This is a genomic window from Promicromonospora iranensis (assembly GCF_028994775.1).
GTDB classification, from domain to species: Bacteria; Actinomycetota; Actinomycetes; order Actinomycetales; family Cellulomonadaceae; genus Promicromonospora; species Promicromonospora iranensis_A.
Genome location: NZ_JAJQMN010000005.1, coordinates 95782 through 115779, shown reverse-complemented (window position 1 = coordinate 115779; position 19998 = coordinate 95782). Strand labels below are relative to the sequence as shown.

General features: G+C 72.4%; 20 protein-coding genes. 6 read left to right on the top strand and 14 right to left on the bottom strand.

What is annotated here, in order from left to right; genetic code table 11:
• Window positions 1-5: 5 nt before the first annotated feature.
• The 3 genes from LUU90_RS10455 to LUU90_RS10445 form a co-directional block, all read right to left on the bottom strand.
• Window positions 6-845: a hypothetical protein gene (locus tag LUU90_RS10455; RefSeq protein WP_275003359.1), complete on the bottom strand. Its 840-nt coding sequence runs from the start codon at window positions 843-845 to the stop codon at window positions 6-8.
• Window positions 842-1135 (bottom strand): hypothetical protein, encoded by a 294-nt coding sequence (locus tag LUU90_RS10450; RefSeq protein WP_275003358.1) that lies wholly within the window; start codon window positions 1133-1135, stop codon window positions 842-844. Before LUU90_RS10450 ends, LUU90_RS10455 begins: the two co-directional genes overlap by 4 nt.
• A 96-nt stretch (window positions 1136-1231) precedes the next feature.
• Window positions 1232-1630, bottom strand: coding sequence for a hypothetical protein (locus LUU90_RS10445; protein WP_275003357.1), 399 nt, complete (start codon window positions 1628-1630; stop codon window positions 1232-1234).
• Between the two features lie 455 nt (window positions 1631-2085).
• Here LUU90_RS10445 and LUU90_RS10440 point away from each other — a divergent pair, with 455 nt between their 5' ends.
• Complete coding sequence (locus LUU90_RS10440) at window positions 2086-3174, top strand: protein kinase family protein (protein ID WP_275003356.1); 1089 nt, start codon at window positions 2086-2088, stop codon at window positions 3172-3174.
• Between the two features lie 316 nt (window positions 3175-3490).
• The gene (locus LUU90_RS10435; protein ID WP_275003355.1) at window positions 3491-3661 is read left to right on the top strand and encodes a hypothetical protein; all 171 of its coding nucleotides are present in this window, start codon (window positions 3491-3493) and stop codon (window positions 3659-3661) included.
• A 66-nt stretch (window positions 3662-3727) separates the two neighbouring features.
• Here LUU90_RS10435 and LUU90_RS10430 read toward each other — a convergent pair whose 3' ends face one another.
• From LUU90_RS10430 to LUU90_RS10400, 7 genes are all read right to left on the bottom strand, one after another.
• Entirely contained in the window at window positions 3728-4972 is a 1245-nt protein-coding gene (locus tag LUU90_RS10430) for an MFS transporter (protein ID WP_275003354.1), read from the bottom strand.
• A 143-nt stretch (window positions 4973-5115) separates the two neighbouring features.
• Window positions 5116-5895, bottom strand: a complete 780-nt coding sequence (locus tag LUU90_RS10425; RefSeq protein WP_275003353.1) for a hypothetical protein — start codon at window positions 5893-5895, stop codon at window positions 5116-5118.
• A gap of 46 nt (window positions 5896-5941) precedes the next feature.
• Window positions 5942-6817 carry an oxygenase MpaB family protein gene (locus LUU90_RS10420; RefSeq protein ID WP_275003352.1) on the bottom strand — a complete coding sequence of 292 codons (876 nt, stop codon included), beginning with the start codon at window positions 6815-6817 and terminating at the stop codon, window positions 5942-5944.
• A gap of 30 nt (window positions 6818-6847) precedes the next feature.
• Window positions 6848-7726 carry a formate/nitrite transporter family protein gene (locus LUU90_RS10415; RefSeq protein WP_275003351.1) on the bottom strand — a complete coding sequence of 293 codons (879 nt, stop codon included), beginning with the start codon at window positions 7724-7726 and terminating at the stop codon, window positions 6848-6850.
• 174 nt (window positions 7727-7900) lie between these two features.
• Complete coding sequence (locus LUU90_RS10410) at window positions 7901-8839, bottom strand: Ppx/GppA phosphatase family protein (protein ID WP_275003350.1); 939 nt, start codon at window positions 8837-8839, stop codon at window positions 7901-7903.
• A gap of 96 nt (window positions 8840-8935) precedes the next feature.
• The gene (locus LUU90_RS10405; protein WP_275003349.1) at window positions 8936-9370 is read right to left on the bottom strand and encodes a VOC family protein; all 435 of its coding nucleotides are present in this window, start codon (window positions 9368-9370) and stop codon (window positions 8936-8938) included.
• Window positions 9371-9442: 72 nt separating this feature from the next.
• Complete coding sequence (locus LUU90_RS10400; RefSeq protein WP_275003348.1) at window positions 9443-11362, bottom strand: ABC transporter ATP-binding protein; 1920 nt, start codon at window positions 11360-11362, stop codon at window positions 9443-9445.
• A gap of 131 nt (window positions 11363-11493) precedes the next feature.
• Here LUU90_RS10400 and LUU90_RS10395 point away from each other — a divergent pair, with 131 nt between their 5' ends.
• Window positions 11494-12051 (top strand): TetR/AcrR family transcriptional regulator, encoded by a 558-nt coding sequence (locus LUU90_RS10395; RefSeq protein ID WP_275003347.1) that lies wholly within the window; start codon window positions 11494-11496, stop codon window positions 12049-12051.
• A gap of 36 nt (window positions 12052-12087) precedes the next feature.
• Here the strand turns inward: LUU90_RS10395 and LUU90_RS10390 are convergent, their stop codons facing one another.
• A complete protein-coding gene (locus tag LUU90_RS10390; protein ID WP_275003346.1) occupies window positions 12088-13263 on the bottom strand; it encodes a Gfo/Idh/MocA family protein in 1176 nt (391 codons plus the stop codon).
• Window positions 13248-13955 carry a ThuA domain-containing protein gene (locus tag LUU90_RS10385; RefSeq protein ID WP_275003345.1) on the bottom strand — a complete coding sequence of 236 codons (708 nt, stop codon included), beginning with the start codon at window positions 13953-13955 and terminating at the stop codon, window positions 13248-13250. Before LUU90_RS10385 ends, LUU90_RS10390 begins: the two co-directional genes overlap by 16 nt.
• Window positions 13956-14087: 132 nt before the next feature.
• Between LUU90_RS10385 and LUU90_RS10380 the strand changes: the two genes are divergently transcribed.
• Window positions 14088-15107, top strand: coding sequence for a LacI family DNA-binding transcriptional regulator (locus LUU90_RS10380; RefSeq protein WP_275003344.1), 1020 nt, complete (start codon window positions 14088-14090; stop codon window positions 15105-15107).
• Window positions 15108-15124: 17 nt separating this feature from the next.
• Here LUU90_RS10380 and LUU90_RS10375 read toward each other — a convergent pair whose 3' ends face one another.
• Together LUU90_RS10375 and LUU90_RS10370 are read right to left on the bottom strand one after the other, a co-directional pair.
• On the bottom strand, window positions 15125-16885 hold the full coding sequence (locus LUU90_RS10375) for an acyltransferase (protein ID WP_275003343.1): 1761 nt from the start codon (window positions 16883-16885) through the stop codon (window positions 15125-15127).
• A gap of 87 nt (window positions 16886-16972) precedes the next feature.
• Window positions 16973-18010: a DNA topoisomerase IB gene (locus LUU90_RS10370; protein ID WP_275003342.1), complete on the bottom strand. Its 1038-nt coding sequence runs from the start codon at window positions 18008-18010 to the stop codon at window positions 16973-16975.
• 146 nt (window positions 18011-18156) lie between these two features.
• Here LUU90_RS10370 and LUU90_RS10365 point away from each other — a divergent pair, with 146 nt between their 5' ends.
• Window positions 18157-18606: an SRPBCC family protein gene (locus LUU90_RS10365; protein ID WP_275003341.1), complete on the top strand. Its 450-nt coding sequence runs from the start codon at window positions 18157-18159 to the stop codon at window positions 18604-18606.
• A gap of 192 nt (window positions 18607-18798) precedes the next feature.
• Window positions 18799-19908 carry a TerC family protein gene (locus LUU90_RS10360; protein ID WP_425596217.1) on the top strand — a complete coding sequence of 370 codons (1110 nt, stop codon included), beginning with the start codon at window positions 18799-18801 and terminating at the stop codon, window positions 19906-19908.
• Window positions 19909-19998: the final 90 nt, after the last annotated feature.

Genomic DNA, 19998 nt, shown 5'->3' with positions numbered 1-19998 from the left:
TCCGGTTATCCGACCAGGCGCAGGTCGGTGATGGTCCCGCTCGCGACGAGCGCGACGTAGAGGTCGGTCAGGATCAGCGTGCCGAGCGTGGTCCACGCGAACGTCGCGTGCCGCGTGTTGAGCGCGGACACCCAGGTCCACAGCCGGTAGCGCACGGGATGCTTCGAGAAGTGCGTGAGGCGGCCGCCCATCACGTGCCGGCACGAGTGGCACGACGCCGTGTAGCACCACAACAGCACGACGTTCACGAGCAGCACGAGGTTGCCCACGCCGACGACGAGACCGTCGGTGGGATGCCGGAACGCGACGATGGCGTCGTACGTGTTGATGATCGAGATGACCACCGCGACGTAGAAGAAGTACCGGTGGACGTTCTGCAGGACCAGCGGGAAGCGGGTCTCGCCGGTGTACGTCGCGTGGGGCTCCGGCACGGCGCACGCCGCGGGGGCGAGGGCGAACGACCGGTAGTACGCCTTGCGGTAGTAGTAGCAGGTCAGCCGGAACAGCAGCAGGAACGGCAGGCTGAGCGCCGCGTACGGGATCAGCGGGTGGTCCGGCAGGAACATCCCGAAGTGTGCGGCGCCCGGCTCGGACGCGCACCCGAGCGAGACGCACGGCGAGTAGAACGGCGTCAAGTAGCGCTCGTCCGCGAAGAAGTACTTCTGCTGGAACGTCCGCACCGTCGCGTACCCGATGAAGATCAGCAGACCGACGGTCGTCGCCAGCGGTGGCAGCCACCACCGGTCCGACCGCAGGGTCCGCGCACCGATCGCGGCACGACCCGGGCTGTCGACGCCTCGCCCGCCGACGCCGCGCCCCCCGGCGTCACGCGCGGTCGTCGTCACGACCGGTCGCCGTGGTAGCCGCCGAGCCCTTCGTCGTCGGCATCGGTGAACATCGCCTCGTCCAGCGGGGTGTCGGGCACGACGACGTGCTCCGGCACGCGGCCCGGCGTCCGCAGCTGCCGCAAGGGCTCCGCCGACGCGAGCTCTGCCGCGTCGATCTCCAGCCGCTCGAGGTCGTTCACGAGCCGGCGCACCTCCGGTGCGTCACCGAAGGCGCTGCGCACCCCGGACACGCTCTGGCGCAGCTGCTCGATCGAACGGCGCAGCGTCACAAATTCGGTGTTCGTCATGGGCACCTCCTTTGACGACGCCCCTCACGACGGTGTGAGGTGCGTCACCCCAGACTCTGCCCTGAATGCCGCGGTGAGGCAAGGGCGACTCGCGCACTACCGGTACTCGAGCCACCGATCGCCGTCGGGGGCGTCGGGTGGGCCCGGGGCCCAGCCCGTCGCGGCGATGACGTCGCGCGCGACAGCCGTGACGGCGCGCCCGCCGGTCGGAACCCGGATGACCGACGCCGGCGCCGTCGCCTCCAGGTGCCGGGCCATCGAGCCGCTGCGCGCCACGTGGGCGTCGAGCTGGCTCCCGATCTCGCGCGTCCCGAGGCGCCGCCGTGCGGTCTCGTCGTCGGCGGTCAGGAGCACGGCGACGATCCGGGGCGCACCACCCATGGCCCGGGCGATCAGGTCGGGCTCCAGGACGGAGACGGTGTTCGTGTAGACCAGCCTGCGATATCCGAGGGCGGCGTAGTTGCCCCAGACCGCCGCGAGGTTGGCCTCGGTCATCGCGGAGCGGTGCGGGTCGCCGGGCGGAGCGGGGAACGCCTGGTCGAGGTTGTCGCCCTCGACCAGGCAGTGGGCGACTCGCGCGGCCTGCAGCTGCGCGGAGACCTCCCAGCCGACAGTGGTCTTGCCGACACCTGAGCGGCCACCGATCAGCAGTGCCTCGAAGACGGAATCGGTCTGGATGAGCGGTCTCCTTGGCGGTCTCCTTGAGGGCGAGCTGTCTGTCGCCGGATGCTGCCACGTGGCCCCGGGCCGGCGCCAGGGGATTTGCAGGGCACGACCGCGACCAGCTCGCTGTCTCCCTCGGGCAGGGCGAGACGCGCCTGCCCGACGGCGTCGTTCCGCCACAGCGGCCGGTGGCGCCGTCGTCCCCCGTGAGAGGGTGGTCGCGGCTCCTGCCGCGGTGCCCGCCGAAGCGGCGGCACGAGACGCGGGCGCCCGGACGGAGGCAGAGCGTGCAGAGCCCTGACATGTCCCGCGCCGCGCGGCTCGCCGCCTACGGTGCCGCCTCCAGCGCGCTGTCGCTGTGCGGCGATCACACGCTGCGCGAGCTCGTGGACGCCGCCACGCCGATCGGTACCGGCATAGGCGGCAGGACGGTCCTGCTGGAGGTCGAAGGGACCCCGGTCTTCGTCAAGCAGGTGCGCCTCACCGATCTTGAGCGCCGGCCCGAGAACGTCCGCTCCACGGCGAACCTGTTCGGGCTGCCGGACTTCTGCCACTACGGCGTCGGCACCATCGGCGGCCCCGGGTTCGGCGCCTGGCGGGAGCTGGCCGCGCAGATCATGACGACGGGCTGGGTGATCGCGGGAGAACACGAGGGCTTCCCCCTGCTGTACCACTGGCGGGTGCTGCCGGACGCCGGCCAGCCGCTCCCCGAGGAGCTGGCCGACGTGGAACGGGCGGTCACCTACTGGGGTGGCGGTCCAGAGGTACGTCGCCGGATCGACGAGCTGCGGCAGTCCACGGCGAGCATCATGCTGTTCCTGGAGTACATCCCCCAGAACCTGCACGACTGGCTGAGCGTCGAGGTCGAGGCCGGTGGCGAGGCCGCCGAGCGGGCCTGCGCCATGGTCGACCGCGAGCTGGCAGCCGGCATCTCGTTCATGAACTCCCGCGGGATGCTGCACTTCGACACCCACTTCCAGAACATCCTGACCGACGGCAGGCGGCTCTTCTTCGCCGACTACGGCCTCGCGATCTCCACCCGCTTCGAGCTCGCCGAGGACGAGACCGCCTTCTTCGACGCCCACCGCGGCTACGACCGGCACTACGCCGCGACCTACCTGGTGAACTGGCTGGCCGTCGCTCTGTACGGGTACGGGCCGGTAGAACGCAGGGAGTTCGTGCGCTCCTGCGCGCAGGGTGCGGTACCGGAGGGCGCTCCTGCGGTCCTCGCGGCAGCTCTGGTCCGTGATGCGCCGGTCGCCGCGGTGATGGGGGACTTCTACCGCGAGTTCCAGCAGGTGAGCCGGGCCGCCCCGTACCCACTGAAGGCGATCCAGCGGAGCGCGCAGCGGGAAAGCTCGCCGCTCGTCACCTGAGCGGTGCGCGGCCCCGGTGCGCACGCTGACGCCCACTGCCACGGCCTCGACGACCGGCTCGGCCTCGCACCGTTCCACCGGCACCGGCCGCACCTCCGAACCACACCCACAGAACCCGGCGTACGGCTCGGAGCCGCCGAGCACCAGGTCGGCGACGTGCATGGTCGTGCCGACCAGATACCCCAGGACCCAGACCACCTGGATGACCCGGAGGCGCGGCGGCGGCGATGTGGCGGCGAGCACGCCGCAGGCTACGTCGTGGGAACATCGGCACGACAGGACCATCGAGACGCCACGACGACCACGGGGAGGGAACATGACGGACGATCCTCAGCACGTGAGCCGGCCCGACGGCGGGGACGCGGCCTGCTGGCTGTCCGAGGTCTGCCCGGACTGCGGGGCGCTCAACGAGGGCCCGGCCGGACGGTGCTGGCGCTGCGGCGCCGACCGCACCGAGGACGACGCCCGCCCCGCCCACGGCGGTTGACCACAGCAGTCACTGGCAGAGCAGGCCCGTTCGGCAGCACCTGCTGTGGTCAACCGCCGTGCTGTGTCAACGCGGGTCACGGGTGGCCGCGGGTGGTCGGATGGCGCGGTCCGTCGGGGTGGCAGGAGTCGACGGGGGCGGGTTGGCACCACGGGCGGCCAGCGCCGCGACGACGAGCAGGGCGGCGACCACGAGCATCGCCTGGCGCAGTCCCGCGTGCTCGCCGAGGAAGCCGAGCAGCGGCGGGCCGACGAGGAAGGCCAGGTAGCCGCTCGTCGCGACAGCGCTGACCCGCTCGGCGCCCCGCTCGGGGTCGTCGCCGGCCGCGGAGATCGCCACGGGAAACCCGAGCGAGGCGCCGAGGCCCCAGAGTGCGACGGCGATGCCTGCCAGGACCGGGTTCGGCGCGAAGACGACCCCGGCGACGCCGATCGCCCCACCGACGGCGCTGACCGACAGGACCGCGCGCCGTCCGTAGCGGACCACGAACGGGCCGCCCGCGAAGCGACCGACGGTCATCGCGAGCGCGAAGCCCGCGTAGACGAGCGACCCGCTCGCGGCGGAGACGCCGTGCCCGTCGACCATGAGCAGCGGGAGCCAGTCGTTGGCCGAACCCTCCGCGAAGGCCATCGCCAGCACGACGACACCGATGAGCACGAGCCGCGAGTCACGCCAGACGCTGGGGCGACGCTCCCGGGTGCGCCGGCTGTCGTCGTCCTGCCGCCCGTGTGCTCGCGTGCGGCCCGTGCCTGCGGGGATCCCGGGGAACGCCCACAGGGCGAACGCGGCCATGACGACGGCGACCGCCAACAGGTGCCAGACCACCGGGAAGCTGACCGCGGTCAGCCCGATGCCGGCGAGCGCGCCCACCACCGTGCCGAGGCTGAAGCAGCCGTGCAGCAGCGGGAGCACCGGCCTGCGGGTGGCCGTCTCCACCGCTGCCGCCTCGATGTTGAGGCCGATCTCGCCCAGTCCGCCGCCGAGCCCGACGAGCAGCAGCCCTGCGAAGACCCCCGCCGCCGCCGCCGCGCCCGCGCCGAGGGCGATCACCGCCACGCCGACGACCGTGAGCGCGGCGCCCACCACGATGACGGGCCGGGCGCCGTGGCGGCGGACGTAGTAACCCGCCGACAGGACACCGACCATCGACCCGACCGACAGCCCGAACAGGATCAGGCCCATCCCCGCGGTCGACGCCTCCACGGCGTCGCGCACCGCGGGCGTGCGGGTCACCCACGAGGAGAGGCCGATTCCCGTCAGGAGGGAGAGCGCGAACAGGGATAGTCGTCGACGACGGTACGGGTCGGCCATGGAGCGATCGTACGGTGCCAATGTACGAACGTACACAACTGTGCCGGAACGATTCGAGCGGCAGTTTGGAACCCGCACCGGCGCGTCCCCACACGTCGCCGCGCAGGCCGGGACCCTGCCCATGGTGGATCCCCGGAACTGAGTCAGCCGAAGATCGTGCTCCGGGCGTGGATCCTGCGGAACTGAGCATCGCGGGCGCGTGCCGACCGCACCGCGGCGACACCCGCCCACGCCTCCGCGGGCAGAGCGGCGATCGCGACCGTGTCCGCGGGAACGCCGCCGACCCACTGCCGCAGCTCGAACCCGGGACCGAGCACCGTCGCGAGCGCACGCAGCGTCGTGTCACGGGTCTTCGGGGTCACCGTCCGCTCACCGTGCGGTCCGCTGATCGTGAGGCGCCCGGCGGCGCTCCGGCGGGCGCTGACCGGCACGCCGTCGAGCAGCCGGCTCACCCCCGCGACCACCGACTCGTCGTCGTCCCGGTGGTCGACCCACAGCACGACGTCCGACAGCAGCCGCTCGAAGCTCTCGGGACCCGGCGACCCGAGATAGGCGACGATGTTGTCCGCGGCCGACGGCCTCGGGCCGCTCGCACGCCGCGCCAGCTTCGCCGTGCGCTCCGCCGCGACGCGCAGCGACTCGCGCAGGGCCAGGGCGTTCCGCTCGACGCCGTCCGCCACCCACGGGTCGTCCGTCACCTCGAGCTCGGAATAGCTCGCGGCCCAGTACTCGCCGGTGCGGAACTCGAGCCCGCCCGGTGTCACGCCGACCGCCGTCGGCCGCCCGGATCCGAGCCCCCAGGCGAGGTAGGGCGGCTCGTCAACGCCTCCGGCCGAGAAGACCGGGGTCGTGGCGGCGCCCTCCAGCCCGGCCTCGATGTCGCGGATCAGCGACGTCACGTCGCCCTCGGTCAGTCTCCCCATGCGCCGGAAGCTAGCAGCCGCCTCTGACACGGCGTCAGCCACCGGGTCACCGGCGACGGCCCTGGCGCGAGACGCTGTCCATGCCCCAGCGGACGGCACGGACGGCGACTCCCCCGGCGGGACCGCCGAGCGTCCGGCTGAACCGTGTGCCGGCATCGAGCTCGTCACGCGCCCACGCGGGCAGCAGCGCGACGGCCCCTGCGGCGAGCAGTCGGTAGGGACCCCGCGCCGGCCAGGGCAGCGGGGGCTCACGCAGCAGGAAGCGCGCGGCGTCGAGGGCGGCGGGCGTGGCCTCCAGCTCGCCGCGGTAGGACTCCAGGCAGTCGGCGAGCTCGCGCACCGTCTCGGGCACGTCCTCGGCACCGAGAGCACGCGCGACCCGGCCGGACTGGGCGACGTACTCGTCCGCCTCGTCCGGGCCGAGCGGCCGGACGCCGTAGCGCTGGTGGGCGGTCAGGAACGAGTCGGCCTCCGCGACGTGCACCCACGTGAGCAGGTGCGGGTCGCTCGCCCGGTACGGGCGGCCGTCCGGCGCCCTGCCCCGCACCCGCGCGTGGACGGCGCGCACCCGGTCCACCATCTCCTCGGCGTGCTCCGCCGTCGCGAACGTCGTGTACGCGAGGAACGTGGACGTGCGGGCGAGACGGCCCCACGGGTCGCCGCGGTAACCGGAGTGGCCGGCCACTCCCGCCATCGCGAGCGGGTGCAGCGACTGCAGCAGCAGCGCCCGCAGCCCGCCGACGAAGGTCGCCGAGTCGCCGTGCACCCGCTGGATCGGGCTGTCGGGCGGGAACCAGCGGGGTCCGGGCGTGAGGTGGATCCGGTCGCGCGCCTCGTACCCACCCGGACCGGCGACCCGCAGGAAGAGCGCGTCGCCCACCCGGGTACGCAGACGCTCGACGGGCTTCGAGACAACCGACATACGGCCAGTATCCGCCTGGCAAGACGGCGCTCAGACCAGCTCGCGCTCCCGGTCGACCGCCGGCTCGCTGACCACGGGCTCCGCGACGTTGCCGACCACGGTGGGGCGCCGGCTCGGCGCCGTCCGGGCGTACGTGGCGTACAGGACGAGCCCGACGAAGGTGAGCCCACCCACGAGGTTGCCGATCACCGTCGGGATCTCGTTCCAGACCAGGTAGTCCATGATCGTGAAGTCGGCGCCCAGCAGGAGGCCGGACGGGAACAGGAACATGTTCACGATCGAGTGCTCGAACCCCATGTAGAAGAACAGCATGATGGGCATCCACATCGCGACCACCTTGCCGGTCACGCTGGTCGAGATCATCGCGAAGACCACGCCGGTGGACACCATCCAGTTGCAGAGCACGCCGCGGACGAACAGCGTCAGCATGCCGGCGGCGCCATGGTCGGCGTAACCGACGGTGCGGCCCTCGCCGATCACGCCGATCGCCTGGCCCACCTCGCTGGGCTCGGTCGAGAAGCCGTAGGTGAAGTAGATGGCCATCAGGACGGCCACCATGATCGCGCCGGCCAGGTTCCCGAGGAACACCAGACCCCAGTTGCGCAGCACCGCGCCGACGGTGACCCCCGGCCGCTTGGCCAGCCACGCCAGCGGCGCGAGCGTGAAGACGCCGGTGAGCAGGTCGAACCCGAGCAGGTAGAGCATGACGAACCCGACGGGGAACAGGATCGCGCCGAGCAGCGGCTCCCCCGTCTGGGTGGACACCGTGACGGCGAACGCCGCGGCGATCGTGAGCAGGGCCGCGCCCATGAACGCCCTGATCAGGGTGTCCCGGGTCGACAGGTGCACCTTCGCCTCCCCCGCGTCGATCATGCGGGTCACGAGGTCCGCGGGCTTCACGTGGGTCATGGTTCTCCCAGGGCGGTCAGAGGCGGGTCGTTGGTCAGAGGCGCCACCATGCGGTGGCGCCCCATGACACGGAGACTCGCGAAGGCCCGTTTCGCGCCGCGTGCCGGGGCGTTACGTTCGGGGCGCTTTTTTCTCACGATCCGCCGTCCGACGCCGAGAGCCGCGCCGCAGGACTCAGCCGAAGCCGATGTGCGGCATCTGGTCGAGGCGCTGCAGGATCACTCCCTCGCGCAGCGCCCAGGGGCAGATCTCCAGCTCGGTCAGGTCGAAGACGTCCATGCACGCCTCCGCGACGAGCGCGCCCGGGACGATCTGGTGGGCCCGGCTCGGCGAGACCCCCGGCAGCCGGGCCAGATCGTCAAGCTTTGTGCGGGTCAGCTCGTCGACCCGGTCACGGAGCGCCTCGAGCGACAGCACCCGGCGCACGAGGGGCCCGTCCGCCGCCGGCGCCGCCCCGCAGATCCGCGCGAGCGAACGGAAGGTCTTGGATGTCGCGGCGGCACGGTCGGGCCGCCCGGCACGCAGCAGCGTCCCCGCGTTCTGCGCGATCTCGGCGCGAAGGTCACGACGCAGGGCGTGCAGCGCCTCGGCGTCCGGCACGACGGCGAAATGCGTGCGGGCCAGGCGCGCCGCCCCGAGCGGGAGCGACCACGCGGCGTCGGGCGCCTCGTCGGCGCCGCCCGCGATCTCGAGGGAACCGCCGCCGATGTCGAACACGGCGAGCCGGCCGGCCGACCAGCCGAACCACCGGCGCACCGCCAGGAACGTCAGCCGGGCCTCGTCCTCGCCGCTCAGCACCTCGAGCCGCACCCCGGTGCGCTCCTGCACGGTCTTGAGCACCGTGTCGGCGTTCACGGCGTCGCGTACGGCCGACGTCGCGAACGCCAGCGTCTCCGCGCAGCCCCGCTCCTCGGCGACACGCACGGCCTGTGCGGTGAACTCCACGAGGGCCTCGACACCGGCCGGGCTGACGGCGCCGTCGTCGTCCAGGTGCTCGGCGAGACGCAGCGGCTCCTTGTGCGAGGACGCGGGCAGCGGCGCCGCACCACCATGGGCGTCGACCACCAGCAGATGTCCTGTGTTGGACCCGATATCGAGAACGCCCAGACGCATGGAGCAGACGCTACCCCGGCTCGCGCCGGGGTAGCGTCGGTCGGCCTGTCGGTCGGCCTGTCGGTCGGCCTGTCGGTCGGCTCGTCAGTCGACCCGTCAGTCGACGCAGAACTCGTTGCCCTCGATGTCCTGCAGCGTGATGCAGGACTCGTTCTCCTCGTCGGCGAGCTGCGTGAGCACGTGGGTCGCGCCGAGCGCGATCAGCCGCGCGGCCTCGGCCTCGAGCACGGCGAGACGCTCGTCGCCCACGAGCCCGGTGCCCACCCGCACGTCGAGGTGCACGCGGTTCTTGACGATCTTGCTCTCGGGCACCCGCTGGAAGTAGAGCCTCGGGCCCTCACCGGTGGGGTCCTGGCAGCCGAACCAGGAGTCCCGCTCCTCGGCGGGCAGCGAGCTGTTGTAGTCGTCCCAGGTGGCGAACCCTTCGGGAGGTGGCGGCACGACGTACCCCAGTACCTCGCACCAGAACCGGGCGACACGCTCCGGCTCCGCGCAGTCGAAAGTGACCTGGAACTTCTTGACCGACGACATGCGCGACACCGTAACCAGGAGTGCCGGTCAAGGCCCAGCTGATTTCGGCGGCCGTCGGACGGCCGAGCGCCGTTACGCCCTGACCGGCGCAGGTTCCTCGACGCCCGGTACGGCCCTGCCCGTCTCCATCCGGAGTGCGGCGACCAGCTCGCGGTAGAGCTCGTCCGTCTCCAGCAGCTCGGCGTGCCGGCCGACCGCGCGGACCCGGCCCCGCTCGAGCAGCACGATCTGGTCGGCGTCGATGACCGTCGAGAGCCGGTGCGCGATGGTCACGACGGCCCCGGTGCTCGCGACCTCCCGGATCGCGGAGGCCAGCGCGGCCTCGGTGAGGCCGTCGAGCTGCGCCGTCGCCTCGTCGAGCAGCAGGATGTCCGGCCGGGCCACCAGCGCCCGCGCTACCGCCACCCGCTGCCGTTCGCCGCCGGACAGCTGCGAGGCGCTGACCTCGGTATCCAGGCCGTCCGGCAGCGCGGCCACGCGCTCGGTCAGCCGCAGGGCGTCGACCGCCGACCGGACCTCGGCGTCGGTGGCGCCCGGGGCGGCGTAGGCGAGGTTCTCCCGCAGGGTGCCCGGCACGATGGGGGTGTCCTGCTCGACGTAGGCGATCCGGGACCGGATCTCGTCGGTGGTCCAGTGCTCGTAGGGGTGGCCGTCGAGCTCGACGCGCCCCTCGGCGGGACTGAGGAACCGGAGCAGGAGCGACATGATCGTCGTCTTGCCGGCGCCCGAGGGCCCGACGATCGCGGTGTGGCCGCGCCGCGGGACGTCGAGGGACACCCGGTCCAGCGCCGGCGCGGCCTTGCCGGCGTAGCGGTACGTGACCTGGTGCAGCCGCAGCACCGGGGGCGTGCCGCCGACGCCCGCGGAGCCGGTGCCCGCCCGCGGCACGGCACCGGCGGAGGCGGCATCGTCCGTCTCCAGCTCCATCTCCTCGACCTCCGCGATCCGCGCGGCGGCCGCGAGGCCGGACTGCAGCGACGTCATCGACATCGTCAGGAGCATGACCGGCATCATCAGCTGGAACACGTACAGCAGGAAGGCGACGAGCGTGCTCACGGTGATCGCCTCGGTGGAGACCCGCCACGCCCCGATGCCCAGCAGCAGCAGCACCGCCAGGTTCACCGCGACGCCGGTGATCGTCCACGACACGTTCTCGAGCTTGACCGCGCGGATCCCGCTCCGGGCGGAGGCCTCGGCGTGGCTGGAGACCCGTTCCGTCTCGCGCGACTCGGCGCGGGCGGACTTCACCGTCCGCAGCGCGCGGACCACCCCTTCGAGGCGGCCGCCGAGCGCGCCCACGTGCTCCTGCGCCTCCTGCTGCGCCTTGGACAGCCGCGGCATGAGCGCGACGACGCTGATCCCGGCGAGGACCAGGACGGCGATGGTGACGCCGAGCAGCACCACGTCCAGGTAGGCCATGAGCACCACCGCGCCGACCAGGCCGATGATCCCGTTGACGAAGTTGACCACGCTGGACGTCGTCGCCTCGCGGATGAGCAGCGTGTCCGAGGTGACCCGGGTGACGAGCTCGCCGGGCGCACGGGAGGTGACCTCCGGGACCCGGGCACGCAGGAGATGGCGCACGAGGCCGGTACGGGCCGCGAGGATGATCCGCTCGGCCAGGGTGCCGAGCATGATGCCCTGGACCAGCCCCATGACCGACCCGGCCACGAGCAGCACCGCGAGGATCGTGATGGGCGCGCGCAGGGACGCCGACGTCTCCAGCCCGTCCAGCACCGACTTGGTGACGAGCGGCGTCGCCAGCTCGGTGGCGGTGCCGAGCGCGCCGAGTACCAGGGCGACGACGAGCACCGCCTTGTGCGGGCGGGCGTAGGCCCAGAGGATGCGCGCCTTGTCCTTGGTGGTGCGGTCCTTGGTGGTGCGGTCCTTGGTGGTGCGGTCCTTGGTGGTGCGGTCCGTGGTGGTCCGTTCGCCGGCCCCGATCGCCTCGGGGGTGGTCCGCCCGCCGGTGTCCCGCTCGTCAACAGTCATGCCCTCTGGCACGTCACCACTCCGTCCGCTCGGTTCGCGCTCGATCGCACTAGCGCGAATCATTCTGCGACACCACTGTCGCATTTCGCAACTGAATTGTGTCTCGGATGGTGACGGCATACCCTCGGCACGTGACGACGGAGCAGATCGAGCGAGGTGCGCGTGCACGGACCCGCCAGGCCGTGCTGGACGCGGCGGCATCGGTATGGGCGCGCGACTTCTCCGCCTCGCTGAGCACGATCGCCGAGCGGGCAGAGGTCAGCCGCTCCACCCTGCACCGCTACTTCACCGACCGGCAGGCGCTCATCGACGCGCTCCTGCTCGACTCGCTGGCGCGGCTGGAGTCGCTGGACGACGGCAGCGCACCGGCATCGGCGATCTACACCCTCGAGCAGCACCTGCGCGCCGGCGTCGAGATGGGCGACCGCGTGATCTTCCTGTTCTCGGACCCGAACAGGTTCGACGGCAACCCCCACTGGTCCGCCGACGACGGCGACGAGGAGATGCGGGCGCTCATGGACAGGGCACGCGACGAGGGGGCCGTCGCCCCCGAGATCCCGACCACCTGGGCGGTCACGCTCTTCTACGCGCTGCTCTACAGCGCCGCGGAGGTCAGCAACCAGGACCTTCCCCGCCATGTCGCCGCCGACCTCGCGGTGCAGTCCTTCCGGCGCGGCGTCGCGCCCTGAGCGCGACGCCGCACCGGTCCGGGCCGGATGTCCGGCTCAGCTCGGCGCGTCGGACAGCGGCATGTCCGACAGCGGCATGTCCGACAGCGGCATGTCCGACAGCGGCATGTCCGACAGCGGCATGTCCGACAGCGGCACTGCCGCCGGCCGCTCGCACGTGCTCTCGACGGCGACGCCGGTCCCGCTGCCCGCCGACGCGAGCAGCGACGTCATGATGTCGAGCACGTGGTACGCGAGGTCCCCGTTCGCGCGGGCGGGGGTCCCCGGCGGGGTGGTCGCGAGGTCCACGACGCCGTAGCCGCGCGCCGCGTCGCGGTACCCGGCGCTGGGCGGCAGGGTCCGCCAGGCACCGCCGAGCTCGTGGAGCTGCACGTCGCCGTCGAACCTGTTGGGGTCCGGGACGATCAGCGACCCCGTCTGGCCGTGGACCTCGATCTCGGAGGCCCGGGTCGCTACCGAGTCGAAGCTCATCACGAGGGTCGACAGCGCGCCGGACTCGTGGCGGAGCACACCGGTCACGTGCGTGTCGACGTCGACCGGGATGACCTCACCCTGCCGCGAACCGGACCCGATGGTGCGCGTTGTGCGGGTGTGGCTCGCGGTGCCGACGACGGAGGCGACCGGGCCGAGCAGCGTGACGAGCGTGGTCACGTAGTACGGGCCCATGTCGAGCAGCGGGCCGCCGCCGGGCTGGTAGTAGAAGTCGGGGTTCGGGTGCCAGCGCTCGTGGCCGGGCGTCATCATCGTCGCGGTCGCCGCGACCGGCTCGCCGATCGCACCGCCGTCGATGGCCGCGCGCGCCGTCTGCACGCCGGTGCCGAGCACCGTGTCGGGTGCGCAGCCGACCCGCACCCCTGCCGCACGGCCCGCCTCGAGGACGGCGCGCGCGTCCTCGAGCGTGGCCGCGAGGGGCTTCTCGCCGTAGACGTCCTTGCCGGCGGCGATCGCCTTCAGCGCGATCTCGGCGTGCGCGGCCGGGATCGTGAGGTTGAGGACGAGGTCGACCTCCGGATCCGTGGTCAGCTCGTCGACCGTCAGCGCGCGCACGTCCTGCTCGGCGGCGACCGCCGCGGCGCGGGTCGCGTCAAGATCGGCGACCGCCACGACCCGCACCGCGCCGGGGCGCACCGCCTCGAGCCGTGCGAACGTGGACAGGTACTGGCCGGAGATCGCCCCGACGCCGACGATTCCCACCCTCAGCGGCTGGCCCACAGGATGCCCCTCTCGATGACGGTGCGGACGTTCGGGTCCTCGACGACGGCGAGGTCGTGGCCCGGCGTCGAGACGAAGACGCGGCCGAGGCCCCACTGCCGGGTCCAGATCGCCGGGCAGGTGACCGGCCGGTGCCACGGGTCGAAGTCGCGTGCGGCGAGCGTCGTGGTCGCGAGCACGTCGTTGTAGTCGTCGGACAGGACCCAGTACTGCTCGGTGGTCAGCTCGAAGTCGGAGATCCCGGCGACGATCGGGTGGTCCGCCCGCTCGGGGACGATGTCGACCGTGTGGCGCACGAAGTTGTCGGACGCGTCGCCGGCCAGCTCCTCCGGGAGAGCGCGGGGCGGATGGGCGGCGAACTGCCCGCCGATCAGCTGGAGGTAGTCGGAGCTGCTCCGGTACGAGTCGGCGATGCCGCCGTGCCACCCGGCCAGGCCTGCGCCGTTCCGCACGGCGGTGATCAGGCCACGGAGCTCGTCGCCCTCGATCGTGTTCATCGTGTTGGTCTGGACGACGACGTCGACGCCGGCCAGGTAGTCGGCGTCGGCGTAGACCGCCGTCGTGTTCTCGACCCGCACGTCGTACCCGTGCTCCTTCAGGAACGGGAGGAACGAGTCGGTGGTCTCCACGGGCTGGTGCCCGTCCCATCCCCCGCGCACGACCAGGGCGCGCTTCGTCGTCGAAGTAGTCATGTGGTGCTCGCTCCAAACATTGCGCAACATTGAGCCGGGCGAAGTGCCGCAGGTCTTTGATACAGCACGACCAAGGCTCGATCAAGGTCCAGAATGTTGCGCAACTTCGGCCGCCGTGGCTAAGGTCGCGACATGCAGCAGCCCCGCAGGACGACCCTCGCGGACGTCGCGAAGGCGGCCGGGACGACGGTGCCCACCGTGTCGAAGGTGCTGAGCGGCCGCTCCGACGTCTCGGCGGAGACCCGCTCCCGCGTCATGGGCCTCGTCGCGGAGCTCGGTTACCGCGGGCGGTCCGGCCGGGACGCAGTGACGCGCGGAGCGCACTCACCCTTCGTCGACCTGGTGCTGAGCGGGGTCGAGGGCACCTGGGCGAACCGCGCGCTCAGCGGCGTCGAGCACGCCGCGGAGGAGGCGGGCGTCGACGTCGTCGTCTCGGTCGCCCGGCCGCCGGACGACGCCTGGCTGACCAGGCTCCTGGCCCGCCGGCTGCGTGGCGCGGTGCTGGCCCTCGTCGACACCACGAGCGACCAGCTCGCGACACTGGCCGCCGCCCAGGTGCCCATCGTGCTGCTCGACCCCGTGTCGCAGCCGCCGAGCACCGTCGCGAGCGTCGGGGCCACCAACTGGGCAGGGGGCCGCGCGGCCGCGGAACACCTGCTCTCGCTCGGCCACCGCCGCTTCGCCGTGCTGGCCGGACGGCGCACGCACCTCTACAGCCAGGCGCGCATCGACGGGTTCCGCTCGGCCGTGGCGCAGGCCGGCATCGAGCTTCCGGACGAACGGATAGCGCACACCGACTGGCAGCGTGCGAGCTCCGCCGAGCAGGCCACGCGGCTGTTGCGGCAGACCCCGGCACCCACGGCGGTCTTCGCCTGCTCCGACACCATGGCGCTCGGCGTGTACGACGCCTCGGCCGCCCTGGGCCTCCGCATCCCCGAGGACGTCAGCGTGGTGGGCTTCGACGACTCCCCCGAGGCCCAGTGGGTGAGCCCCGCACTGACCACCGTGCACCAGCCCATCGCGGAGATGGGCTCGGCGGCGCTCCGGATGCTGTTGCGCATCAGCACCGGCCAGCCGTCCGTCGCGCCACGGGAGGAGCTCGCCACCACGCTCGTCGTCCGCGGGTCCACGGCCGCCGTCGTGGGCAGCTGAACGGCGGTGCGGCCGGGTCAGCGCTCCCCGACAGGTGCCAGCCGGACGAGCGGGTCGGGGCTGTGCACGCCGCGCGGCCGGTAGCCCAGTGCATCAGCGATGCCGAGGTAGTCGGACAGCAGCCAGACGATGCTCAGCCACATCTCGGTGCCCTGGAGCCCGGCCACGGCATCAGGACCGCCGGACGCCGGGGCGAAGGCGAAGCCCGCGCCGTCGGTCCAGCTCCGCAGCGCGCGCCGCAGCTGGCCGCGCGCCCACGCCTCGCCCTCGGCACGGCGGTGCCCCGTCTGCCGGGCGGCGAGCCAGAGCGGATGGATGATGTCGAGGACGTTGCAGGCGGTGTACCCCTCGGGCGTGGCCAGGTAGGGGTCGGCCGCGTGCTCCAGCACGGTGTCGACCGCGGCCTCCGGATAGGGCAACGGCAGCCCGAGCTGCGCGTACGAGCCGCGGGTGAGCCGGTAGAACCCGTTCACGGCCTGCAGCCAACGGGGCGCGGGCTGCGGTGTGCCCCACATGCCCGTGCGGGGGTCCGCCGCGGCCGACAGCCAGCCCATGAGCCCGTAGACCGGGCCGGCCCCGCCGTCGGGCAGCTCCGCCGAGAAGTCCGCGATGTTGAGGGCGCACGCCGTGGCGAGCGCGTCGACGGCGGCCCCGCTCCCCCAGGCCTGCGCGCCCCAGTCGCGCGCTTCGAGGGACCTGACGAGGTCGCGCTCGGTCATCGAGTGGACGGCCCGGACCGGGTACGGCAGGCGCCCGCCGAGCAGCCGGACCGCATAGCCGACGCTCAGGATGTGGTAGCTCGCGCTGCCGTCCATGGGGTCGAGGCGTTCCTCGGACGCCGGCGGCTGTGCCGGGCTCCGCTCCGACACACCGCTGTCGGACAGGTCACCCTCGGGGATCAGCCCGGTCGCCGGGTCCTGCCGGGCGGTGAGGCGCCGGACCAGGTCCCCGGCGTCGAACCCGGGCGGCGGCCCGCCGAGCAGCAGGTCCGCGATCTCGACGGCGTCGGCCCACGGGCGCACGGCGGGCTCCAGCGGCCCGGCAGCCGCGGCGGGCCGGTCGACGAACCGGCCGTCCTCGAAGCAGCGGGCCAGCAGCTCACCTGCCTGCTCCCGGGCGCGCCCGGCGAACGACCGGAGCTCCGCGGCGAGGTCCGCGGTCGCGTCCGCTCTCGCGTCCGGCGTCACCTCCGGGGCCGAGGCGGCGCCCTGCTCCGCGCGGCGGTCCCGGATGACTCGCGCCGGGTTGCCCGCGACGATCGCCCAGTCGGGCACGTCCTTCGTGACGACGGCGCCCGCCCCGACGATCACGTGGTCCCCGACCGTGACACCGTCGAGGATCGTGGCGTTCGAGCCGATCCAGACGTCGTCGCCGAGCGTGATGCCCTTGCTCCACGTGCCCTGCTCGAAGATCGGCCGGTCGGTGGACATGCTGTGGTTGAACCCGAGGATCGACGTGTGCGCACCGATGCGGACGCCGTCGCCCATCCGGATCTCGCCACGGACAACGGCGTAGGGGTTGATCGAGCAGTCGGCGCCGATCGTCAGGTCACCCGTGACGTAGGCGAGCGCGGCGATGTACGTGCGGTCGCCCACCGCGAGCCGGTCGCAGAAGACCGCCGCGCTCGGTGCGATGAAGACACCCGTGCCGATCAGCGCGCCGGCGTCGACCAGCTCGCCCTGGCGCGCCTCCTGGGCCGCACCCTCCTGCGACGTGGGGTCGTACTCCCAGGGAAGAAAGTCGATTCGTCGGACGCCCTCGGCCATGGAGTGATGCACGTCGGCAACCCTATCTTTCCCGCCCGTGCGTCTCTTTCCCGCCCGTGCGTCAAGCCGTCCGTCGCGCCTGCCGGACACGCCTGCCCGTCACGCGGCCGGCGCCTCGTGGGCCTCCTCCGCGGCCGTCAGGAACTTCAGGAGGGCGCGCTCGTCGGCGTCCATCCAACGGGACCCGCGGGAGGCGTTGGCGTGGGACCGCTCGATCAGGCGGTCGAGGTCGGCCCGGTCGTCGGCGAGGATCGCGGGGTGGATGTAGCTCTTGCGGCACACCGCGGGGGTGTTGTGCAGGTGGGCGGCGGCGATCCGGACGGCCTCGGCGCGCTGCGCGTCGTGCTCGCGCCGGCTGCCCGGGTCGAGACGACGCAGGTGGCCGAAGGCGACCGCGCTGGCGCCCCACGTCCGGAAGGTCTTGGCCGTGTAGTCCGCGGCGGTCACCCTGCCGAGGTAGTCGTTCACGTCGCGCGACCCGATGCTCTTCACCTGGTCGCCCTCCACGTACTGCAGCAGCTGCTGACCGGGCAGCTCCCGACAGCGGCGGACGATGTTTGCCACCCGCCGGTCGTGGACGACCACGTCGTGCGGCGTGCCCGACTTACCGGGGAAGCGGAACCGCACCTCCGCCCCCTCGATGGTGGCGTGCCGGTTCCGCAGCGTCGTCAGCCCGAACGACTCGCCGGAGCGCACGTACTCGTCGTTGCCGACGCGGATCAGTGTCTCGTCGAGCAGCCGGACCACGGTGGCGACCACACGGTCCGGCCCCAGCCGCGGCGCACGCATGTCGGCGTCGACCCGCTTGCGCAGTGCGGTGAGCCCCTCACCGAACTCCAGCAGCTCGTGGAACTTGGCGGCGTCGCGGTGCTCGCGCCACCGGCGGTGGTACAGGTACTGCTTGCGGTTCTTGGCGTCACGCCCCGTGGCCTGGATGTGCCCGGTCGCGTCGAGGCAGATCCACACGTCGGTCCACGCGGGCGGGATGGCGAGCGAGCGGATCCGTTCGAGCGTCTCCGGGTCGGTGACCCGCGCGCCGCGGTGGTCCACGTAGCTGAACCCCCTCCCGCGCCGGCGACGGTGGATGCCGTTGTCGGCGTCGCAGCTGTGGGTGAGGCCGTTCCCGACTGCGCCCATCGCCACCTCCTCCTGGTGCCTGCCGCCACTACTCCCGCCACTACTCCCGCCACTATGGACCGGCGGACGTCCGCTGGCATCCCGCGCGCCGACACCTGACCTGCGGCGGGGTACGGTCGTGTCCGAGAGCACGACGGAAGGCAACGATGAGCACCGAGACCCCGCGCCACAGCGTCACCGCGACGACCCACATCGCCGAGCCCCCCGAGCGCGTCTGGGCCGTGCTCGTGCACCCGGGCGCACGATGGATGCTGGGCGCCAACATCGAGACGGACTTCCAGCCGGGCAGCCCCATCACATTCGAGGGCCACTTCTTCGGCCGGGTGTTCGCGGACAAGGGCACGGTCATCGCCGTCGACCGCCCGCGGCTCCTGCACTTCACGCACTTCGCGCCGCTGAACGGCCTCGACGACGTCCCCGAGAACTACCACGAGATCCGCATCATGCTCGAGCCGGACGACGGCGGCACGCGGGTCACCGTCGTCGAGGAAAACATCGACACCGAACGGCACGCGATCGCCGCCGAGGGGTACTGGAAGGACGCGCTCGCCACGCTCGCGCACCGGGACGGCGGGACCAGCGCCAAGCACCGGTAGCCCGGCGCGGTCAGGGCCGCGGCTCCAGCCTGTCAACGCTTACCTCATCCAGAAACCTGTCGTAATATGCGCTGTGCGGGGGGAGTACTTCCCAAACATCGTCCGGTCAGTACGGTCGCACCAGCGACCTCGGGCGGCGACCTTGCTGCGGCAAGGTGAAGGAGACCTCGGAGCCATCTACCAGGAGACTCCTTGCTCACCCTCACCACTGCCCCTGCCTCTGCCCTGACCTCGATCGCCACGCCCACCATGTGGGCCGTGACCATCCTCGCCGTCCTGGCTCTGCTCGCCGTGGACTTCCTCATCACCCGACGCCCGCACGAGGTGTCCATGCGGGAGGCCCTGGGCTGGAGCGCCTTCTACATCGCCCTCCCCCTCGCCTTCGGCGGGTGGATCTGGGCCACCTACGGCTCGGACACCGGCGTGCAGTACCTCACCGGGTATCTGGTCGAGAAGTCGTTGTCCGTCGACAACCTCTTCGTCTTCATGCTCCTGCTCACCGCCTTCGCGGTGCCGGCGGTGCTGCAGCAGCGTGTGCTCCTGCTCGGCATCATCGGGGCGCTCGTGCTCCGCGGGATCTTCATCGCGCTCGGGGCGGCGGTCCTGGCCAACCTCAGCTGGGCGTTCCTGCTCTTCGGCGCGATCCTGCTCGCGACGGCCGTCAAGATCCTCGTCGACCAGGTCAAGGGCGGCGCGCACGACACCGACGTCTCGCAGATGCGTTCGGTCCGGCTGATCCGCCGCTTCATGCCCGTCACCGAGGACTACCGCGGGCCCCGGCTCTCGGTCCGCGAGAACGGGCGGCGCATGCTCACCCCGCTCGCCGTGGTGGTGGTCGCCGTCTTCGCCACCGACATCGTCTTCGCAGTCGACTCGGTCCCCGCCGTCTACGGCATCACGAGCGACCCGTACCTGGTGTTCGCGACCAACGCCTTCGCCCTGCTCGGCCTGCGCGCCCTGTACTTCGTGCTCCAGGGCGCCCTCAGCAAGCTGGTGCACCTCGGGTACGGGCTCGCGACGATCCTGGCGTTCATCGGCGTCAAGCTCGTCCTGCACTGGGCCCACGGCATCTGGGCGAGCGTCCCCGAGATCCCGACGCTCGCGTCGCTCGGCGTCATCATCGGCGTCCTCGCCGTGGTCACGGCGACCAGCCTGTACGCCACGCGCGACTCCGGGGACACGGAGGCGTCCGCGCACGTCGCCGAGCTGGGCCGTCGCCCGCACCAGGGCGCGCCGGCCGACGCCGAGGCCACCACCGACGCCGACGCGGCGCCGGGCACGTCCTCGACGGAAACGCGGTGACCTCGACGGGCCGCCCGGTCACCCGGGCGGCCCGTCCACGGCCCCCGCAATCGCGACAAATCCGCTTTGATGGGTGAACAACCACCACCG